Origin of the sequence: Aminicella lysinilytica (assembly GCF_004362975.1) — a bacterium.
In the GTDB taxonomy this organism is placed as follows: domain Bacteria; phylum Bacillota; class Clostridia; order Peptostreptococcales; family Anaerovoracaceae; genus Aminicella; species Aminicella lysinilytica.
This window is the reverse complement of the sequence record NZ_SNXO01000083.1, coordinates 1-1,444: the sequence shown is the minus strand read 5'-3', so window position 1 is coordinate 1,444 and position 1,444 is coordinate 1. Positions and strand designations below refer to the sequence as shown.

Genomic DNA, 1,444 nt, shown 5'->3' with positions numbered 1-1,444 from the left:
AATAATCCTGGCGTCGCAATCGCCGCGCCGAATAGAAATAATGAGAGAACACGGCCTGGATCCGGAGGTCATGCCCGCAGACGTAGACGAGACCCTGCCGGAAGGCATAGCCATGGAAGATGCCGTCATGTATCTGTCCCTTAAGAAGGCTCTATCCATTGAGGCCGCTCATCCTGAACTGGCCGGCGCCCTTATCATCGCCGCCGACACAGTAGTATATAAAGACGAGATTCTTGGCAAACCGGCGGACCGGGCCGAGGCCTACCACATGATCAGCGCAATCAAAAACACCTCTCACCAGGTGGCGACAGGCGTAGCCCTCGTAGTAGCCGGAGAAACTCCGCGAAGGTCATTTTGTAATATTACGAATGTGTTCTGCCGCAGCTACAGCGACGCCGAGATCAACGCCTACATCGACACGGACGAGCCCTACGACAAAGCCGGCGGCTACGCCATTCAGGGCACTTTCGGCAGGTACATCGACCACATCGAAGGCGATTACGAGAACGTGGTGGGGCTGCCCTTCACACAGATGATGGCGGAAATCGAGAAGCTATAATTTGCTCAGGATTTCTTTTAAATCGGGAATGTCTTTCGTGAGTGTATCATAGATTACACCTAGATCGACATTGCCGTAATCGTGAACAATACGATTCCTTAATCCATAAATATCAGTCCATGGTATATTGAAATGTTCTTCGCGATATTCGTCAGTTAAACATTTGACTTTTTCAGAAATCTGAATCAATCTGAACATCATAGAATCCTGTATCAATTGATTGCTTTCAAGATCTGTTATATTTACCGACTTCATATGATCACTAATGAAGTCTAAGTCTTCTAGTATCTTCCCTATATAATACTCATTATTCTTGAACATATATCCGCCTCCCCTTGGTCAGTATCTCATTGGTAAGTTCGACATTGTCTGTTAACTGCCCGGCATTCAGCAAATCGACCTTCTTCTTCAATTTCTCGCGAAGGCGTTCGGCCATGCCATAGAACTTAATGCCGCTGACTTCAGTGACGACCAGCAAATCTACATCGCTGGTTTCAGTTGCAGTTCCTGTCGCATAGGATCCAAACAGAATACCGCATCTGACGTCGTAATCCGCGAATATTCGGGCGCATGCTGATACTATGTCATCCAAGGAAAGTATCCCATGAGTTTCGTCGACAAAACCATACATATTAAGTCTTTCAACTATGTAATCATACTTGATGCTACCAGCTTTTCGTCTATCATTCTCATAGTTTATATATGTCCGCAAAGGTATTCCAGTAAGATCTGAAACCTGGCTTTGGGTCAGGCCTTTCTCATTGCGTAATTCTTTAATACTATCCATCATAGCACCTGTTATGAAGTGACCTTTGTCAAGTGTAAATTGCAAAAATCACCACAAACTTTTCCTTTCATTAAATTTTAACACTGGGTGTAGAGGTA

Annotated in this window: 3 protein-coding genes; 1 reads left to right on the top strand and 2 read right to left on the bottom strand. The window is 45.2% G+C overall.

The window, feature by feature from the left end; all coding sequences use genetic code 11:
* Positions 1-559: Maf family protein (locus EV211_RS10570; protein ID WP_207668025.1), on the top strand; the 559-nt coding region annotated here is incomplete at its 5' end.
* On the opposite strand, the gene EV211_RS10565 is transcribed toward EV211_RS10570, so the two are convergent.
* Together EV211_RS10565 and EV211_RS10560 are read right to left on the bottom strand one after the other, a co-directional pair.
* Positions 554-880 carry a HepT-like ribonuclease domain-containing protein gene (locus EV211_RS10565; RefSeq protein ID WP_133529398.1) on the bottom strand — a complete coding sequence of 109 codons (327 nt, stop codon included), beginning with the start codon at positions 878-880 and terminating at the stop codon, positions 554-556. The two genes, EV211_RS10570 and EV211_RS10565, sit on opposite strands and share 6 nt — an antisense overlap.
* On the bottom strand, positions 867-1,349 hold the full coding sequence (locus EV211_RS10560) for a nucleotidyltransferase domain-containing protein (RefSeq protein WP_133529397.1): 483 nt from the start codon (positions 1,347-1,349) through the stop codon (positions 867-869). The genes EV211_RS10565 and EV211_RS10560 overlap by 14 nt, the downstream gene beginning before the upstream one ends.
* Positions 1,350-1,444: the final 95 nt, after the last annotated feature.